Below are 5,717 nucleotides of genomic sequence, written 5' to 3'. Positions count from 1 at the left end.
TCGAGCCGGCTCGTCGGCAGCGTGCCCCTGGCGCCCGCGTCGCTGCCGCCGCGCCTGCGCGATCGCCTGCCCGCTGCGGCGCGCGGGGCGGTGCGGGCCTAGCGCCTCGGGCAGGCGATAGGCCCGCACCGCCCCGCGCGCCGCAGCGGGCAGGCGATCGCGCAGGCGCGGCGGCAGCGACGCGGGCGCCAGGGGCACGCTGCCGACGAGCCGGCTCGACCCGTCGGCCGCGCCGCGCAGGATCAGGGGCGCCCCGGCCCTGCCGGACTGTTCGGGGCCGATCCGCACGGGTGCGGCGATCCGGTGCGTGCCGGGCTCCAACTCCACGACGATCGCGCGGCCCTCTCCCTGGCGGCGCAGGGCCGCGACGCGGGCGAGCGCCAGGGGCAGGTCGGCGAAGCAGTCTTTCTGGCCGGCGCCGGTCGCCCCGGTGGGAGCGACCCGCAGCACCAGCGGCGCCCGCGCATCGCCGCCCTGAGCCGGTCCGGCGAGGCCGAAGGCGAGCAGGCCCGCGACGACAGCGCGGCGCGCGGCGCCGGGCCGGCGCGGCCCGAGGCTCACGCCTCGGCGTCCGCGTCGGTCATGACGAGATGCACCCGCGGATCGCGGCCCAGGGCATCGAGGGACCGGCGCAGCCGGGCGACGCCGCTGCGGGTGGCGCTCGCCGTCAGCAGGAGGGTGGGAAAGCGCTGATCCTGCGCGAGGCGCTCGGCGGCGATGTCGGTGCCGATCAGCCCGATATCGATGAAGACCGTGTCGAAGGATGCCGCCGCGGTCAGGATCGCGCCGGTATAGGCCCCGGTGCCGAGGCTCAGGGCCGCGTCGTCGAAGGGCAGGATCTTGACCCCGGTCGGCCCGTCGACCAGCGCGTCGCCGAGCCCCGAACGCGCCCGCAGCGCCTCGGCGACGCCGCGCTTCGGCGCCGTCCGCAGGTCGCGGGAGATCATCGCTTCGGGATCCGCATCGACAAGGAGCACCCGCTGGCCGTCGAGGGCCGCCGAGGCGGCGAGGCTGCGCGCCAGCTCCGACTTGCCGGTGCGGTCGTCCGCCGAGGTGATGAGGACGACCGTCGGCCGCGTGGTCGAGACGTCGCGCTGGAGACGGCCGCCGAGCCGCGCCACGGCCACGTCGTAGGCGGTGTCGGCGCGAAGGGCCTCGCCGCCGGCCTTGCCCCGCGTCCGGGTCCGCGCCTTGGCCGGCAGCACCGCGGCGACCGGAAGCCCCGCGATCTGCTGCAGCCGGTGGCGCGAGCCGATCCGCCCCGCGACCGGAACGGCGAGGAGGGCGAGCCCGACGCCGAGGCCGAGGCCGGCCGCCGCCGCCACCGCGAGGATCGCCGGGATCGGCGGACCGAGACGGCGCGCCGGCAGCGACGCGGGCGAGATGATGCGCGAGGTCGAGGTGTCGAGGCGCTGCTGCTCCTGAAGCTCGCGGGCGCGGACGAGGAAGGCCTCGTAGACCGCCCGGCTCGCCTCGACCTGCCGCTCCAGCTCGCGCAGGCGCACGAAGCTCTTGTCGACGGCCAGAGCCTCCTTCTTGCGGCTCTCCAGGGTCGCGGCGAGGGACGCCTCGTTGGCGACCGCCGAGCGGTAGTCGTTGCGGGTGGCCGCGGCGATGCGCCGGATCTCGGCGTTGATGTCGTTGCGCAGGGTCTGCACCTGCAGCTCGCTGGTGCGCAGGGTGGGGTGGCGCGGCCCGAGATTGGACACCGTGTCGGCCCGGGCCGCCTCGATCTGGGCGAGCTGGCTGCGCAGCTGCGCGATGGTCGTGGACTGGACGATCTCGGTCACCGAGTTGAGGTCGGCCCGCCCGTTGGCTACCGCCTCGATCTGGGCGAGGCGCCCGCGCAGCTCGCCGGCCCGCGCGCGGGCGGCGCCGAGCTGCTGGTTGAGCTGGGTCAGGGCCTGCTCGCTGACGAGCTGGCCGCGGGTGCCGACGAGATTGTTGGCGGCGCGGAACTTCTGCGCCTTGTCCTCGGCCTCGCGGAGGTCGTCCTGCAGCTCGCCGAGCCGGCTCGCCACCGCCTCGCCGGCCTTGCGGGTGACCTGCGCCTGCGCCTGCGAGACGGTAGAGAGGTAGGTCTCGGCGATCGCCTGGGCGAGGTCGGCCGATTTCCGGCGGTCGTCGGTGGTGACGGCGAGTTCGACGACGAAGCTGCGCTCCAGGCGGCGCGCGGCGGTGCGGTCGCGCAGGGTGCGCAGGGCGGTGAGCGCGTCGTCGGCGGGCGCGCCCGAGGCGCCGAGCAGGGAGGAGAGGCTGCCCTTGACCGTCTCCAGCAGCGACGCGGAGCGGACGAATTCCGGGTCCTGATCGAGCTTGTACCGCTGCACGACCTGCCGCAGCACGTCGTCGGAGATCAGGACGCGGATCTGGCTGTCCACGAGGAGCAGGCTGGCATCGCTCGCCTGATCCGCGGGCGTCACGCCGTCCTTGACCACCTGGATGCCGCGCGGGTCGATCAGGATCTGCGTCACGGCGGCGTAGAGCGGCGGCACCAGGGCGAGCCACGCCACCGCGGCCACCAGCAGCAGGACCATCGGAGCCAGCACGAGCGCCCAGCGCGCGCGCAGCGCCCGCCCGATCTCCCGCGGGTCGAGGAACCACGGTTCCGGCGTCACGTCGGGCTTGCCCGGCTCGGCGCCGACGAAGAATCGCGAAGGCATCCGCTCGATCATCGTCATCGAAAGACTTTCGAACAAAGGTCGTGTGCGGGTTCAACCGACCCGCTGCAACCGATCCGGTGCGTCGCGTCCGTCCCGGAGCGGATCATGCGGGGATGATCCGTCCCGTCTCGGGACATCGGCCGCGGGCCGGGTGTCGGTTCGGGCTCATGCTTCAAGATGCGCGCCATGCGGGCGCCGCCCGGCGCAGGTCGAAGGGCGCAACCTCCGGCGCCGGCGCGACCGCCTCCACCGGTTCACGGCGCAGGGCGCCGACGCGGGCATAGGCCAGCACGGCCACGAAGGTCAGGACGTGGATGTTCCAGTCCTGGAAGATGCCCGGCGTGGTCATGCCGTTGAGGATCAGGAAGAACACGCTCGTGGCGACGAGGCGCCGCCCGGTGCGGTCGAGCTTCATCCCCCAGCGCATCGCGGCCCCCAGCACCATCGCGCAGAAGCCGATCCCGATCAGGCCGGTGCCGGCCCAGGCGCTCAGCAGCATGTTGTGCGAACTGGAGATGAACACCGCGTCGCGGGCCAGCGTCTCCGCCAGCGCCGTGGTCGGGATGAGGAGCTGGATGAAGCGGTCGCCGGCCGCGTAGCCGGCGCCGACGAAGCGGTCCTTGGTCGCCTCGATGAAGACCGGCCAGAAGGTGCCGCGCCCCGTGGCGTCGGCGAGCTCCTCCGGCGGCTTCTGCAGCACCACCGACAGGGCGTCGAGCAGGGCCGGGAAGGCCGACAGGGCGCCCATCAGCAGGACGAACAGGGCGAGGTAGACGGTGAAGGACGCGTAGCCGAGCAGGCGCAGCCGGCGGTGCCGCGACGCCACCATCATGCCGGGTGCCGCCGCGACGAGCGCGGCGGTGCTCGCGGCCGAGCCGGCGATGACGAAGCCGGCGAAGGCGAGCAGGAGGTGGGCGCCCCGGTGCGGGATGCGGTCGTCGAAGAGGACGACGAAGGCGTAGGTGGCGCAGAGATAGGGAACCAGGTTGTGCTTGGCCGACGAGAAGACGATCCCGTGCGCGAGGCTGTCGAGGATGATCGGCGTCGTGGCGACCAGCCAGACGACGACGAACAGCGCGAAGAGGTTGGGCAGCCGCCGCTCGATGTCGCTGCGGTCGAAGATCAGGATCGAGGCCAGCGTGAAGATCGCGAGCTCGACCGTCCGGTAGGCCGTGTAGGTCGGCACGACCGACCACGCGGTGCTGACGCCGTTCACGAGGATCATCAGCGTGAACGGCAGGTAGGGCATCGCGAAGGCCACCAGCAGGACGCGCCGGTCGACCGCGATGCGGACGGCGAGGTAGAGCCCGGTCAGGCCGGTCATGACGACGAGGGCGATGTTGGAGGCCGTGAGCCCCTGATCCAGCACGGCGTTGCCGTCGTCCCGCGGGACGTTGAAGACGAGCGGCAGCAGCGCGAAGATCGACATCAGGGCGAACGGAACCGCCACGGGACCGTTCAGCGGTCCCATCCGGGTCTCGAGGCGGTGGCGCGCCAGCGGGTAGAGCAGCGCGAACCAGACCGCGACGGCGACGACCAAGAGCAGGTTCAGCATTCCGGCGGTTCCATGGGGCGTATCCTTGGGTCGTTTCCTCCGGACGTCTCCTGAGCTTGGCCGGATGGGAAGGAAGCCGATCTCGTGCCGCGCCGATCCCGTGCCCGCCAAGACTCCGTGGAATCTTGGTTTATGGCGTCTTTCGGGCCGTGAGGACCGTGCGCGACCCTATGACTCTGCCGCTCCACGCCGATTTTTTCGGTAAAGCCGTCCGCCGATGTGTCGGAATGCTTTCTAAGACCCGAACAGGACCACCTCGGTGTAGGTGAGATCGCCGGTGGCCGGCGGGTTGGGGCCGCGGGCGTATTTCGGGGCGCGGCCGTCGAAGAAATGCCCGGCCAGGCCCGGCAGCTTGCCCACCGCGTCGAGCACGAACCACGGCATGGCGTGGCGCAGGATGAGATGCCGGCCGATCGCGCCGAGGAAGGCGGGCAGGTCGAGGGCGGTCGAGCGGTAGACGAGCTGGAGGCAGGGCAGGCGCGGCCACCGGGTCTCCCCCGGCCGCAGCTTGATGGCGCGCCGCTGGAACAGGACGGCCCAAGCCTTGTCCCCCTCCGAGCAGACGAGGCCGATGCAGCCAAAGGCGATGTGGTCGGCGACGAGACGGGCCTCCGGCTCCGGCAGCAGGCGCAGGGATTCGGCCGTGGCCGCCCGGACGCGCCGGCCGCGGCCGAGGCCGGCGAGCAGCGGCATGACGAGCATCTGGCCCGAGCAGACCGGCTTGAAGCCGCGCGCCTCGTGCATCCGCCAGGTCTGCGGAGCGGGCGAGACGTTGGTGTAGGTGACGCGCCGGTCGCGCATGGCGAAGCCGTCGAGCAGGGTGCCCAGCGCGCGGAACTCCGGCAGCACGTACCAGCTCGACAGGTTGCAGCGCAGATGCGTGCCGGCCTCGTCCGTCACCGTGCGGTAGAGGGCGAGCAGGACGCCGACGATGGCGCCGTCCCGTTCCAGGACATAGCCGTAGCGCGGCACGTCGTCGGGCAGGGGCTGGCTGCGGTGCCGTTCGAGCCCGGTCCGCCAGTAGGCTTCCGACCGATCGGGAAAGCCGACCCGCAGCAGGCGCACCACGGCGTCGAGGTCGTCGTCCTCGATCGTCCGGCAGCGGACCTTGGCCCGCGCGGCCCGGCCCCCCTCCCCCGCGGACGGGAGATCTTCCACGGCGTCGTTCACCCCAACCATCGGTGACCCCTCAAGCTCGTCGCGCTCCCCCGCACCCAAGCGCTCCACGGCTCCGCGCGATCGAACCATGGAGAACGGCGCATTCCCGTCCCGCGTCGGGACGAGCTCGGCAGTAGAGCGAAATCGATGCCGGTCGGCGCGTGCCGGACAGAGATTACTCATGCTGTCGGAATGTCAGTCTATTGGATAATCTTTCGGAGAAAAAGTTCGGGCGAATACTGATTTGACGTTGTTGGCGGCGGATTGCGGCCGCAGCCTTTGGGAGTAGGCCCGGGCCGGGACGCCATCGGTCGTGTCATACCGTTTCCGGTCGATCACCT

The 5,717-nt window shown here is 72.1% G+C and carries 3 protein-coding genes and 1 pseudogene; all 4 read right to left on the bottom strand.

Annotated features, from left to right (window positions below; translation table 11 throughout):
• Positions 1–561, bottom strand: a pseudogene (locus MFF42_RS20530) (hypothetical protein); the annotation flags it as partial.
• Entirely contained in the window at positions 558–2,663 is a 2,106-nt protein-coding gene (locus MFF42_RS20525) for a GumC family protein (protein ID WP_238257401.1), read from the bottom strand. The gene MFF42_RS20525 and the pseudogene MFF42_RS20530, both read right to left, overlap by 4 nt.
• A 172-nt stretch (positions 2,664–2,835) precedes the next feature.
• Complete coding sequence (locus MFF42_RS20520; protein WP_238257400.1) at positions 2,836–4,218, bottom strand: O-antigen ligase family protein; 1,383 nt, start codon at positions 4,216–4,218, stop codon at positions 2,836–2,838.
• Positions 4,219–4,452: 234 nt separating this feature from the next.
• Positions 4,453–5,397, bottom strand: a complete 945-nt coding sequence (locus tag MFF42_RS20515; protein ID WP_238257399.1) for a GNAT family N-acetyltransferase — start codon at positions 5,395–5,397, stop codon at positions 4,453–4,455.
• Positions 5,398–5,717 lie beyond the last annotated feature (320 nt).

Origin of the sequence: Methylorubrum podarium, assembly GCF_022179745.1 — a bacterium.
GTDB lineage: Bacteria > Pseudomonadota > Alphaproteobacteria > Rhizobiales > Beijerinckiaceae > Methylobacterium > Methylobacterium podarium.
This window is presented reverse-complemented; position numbering and strand designations above follow the sequence as displayed.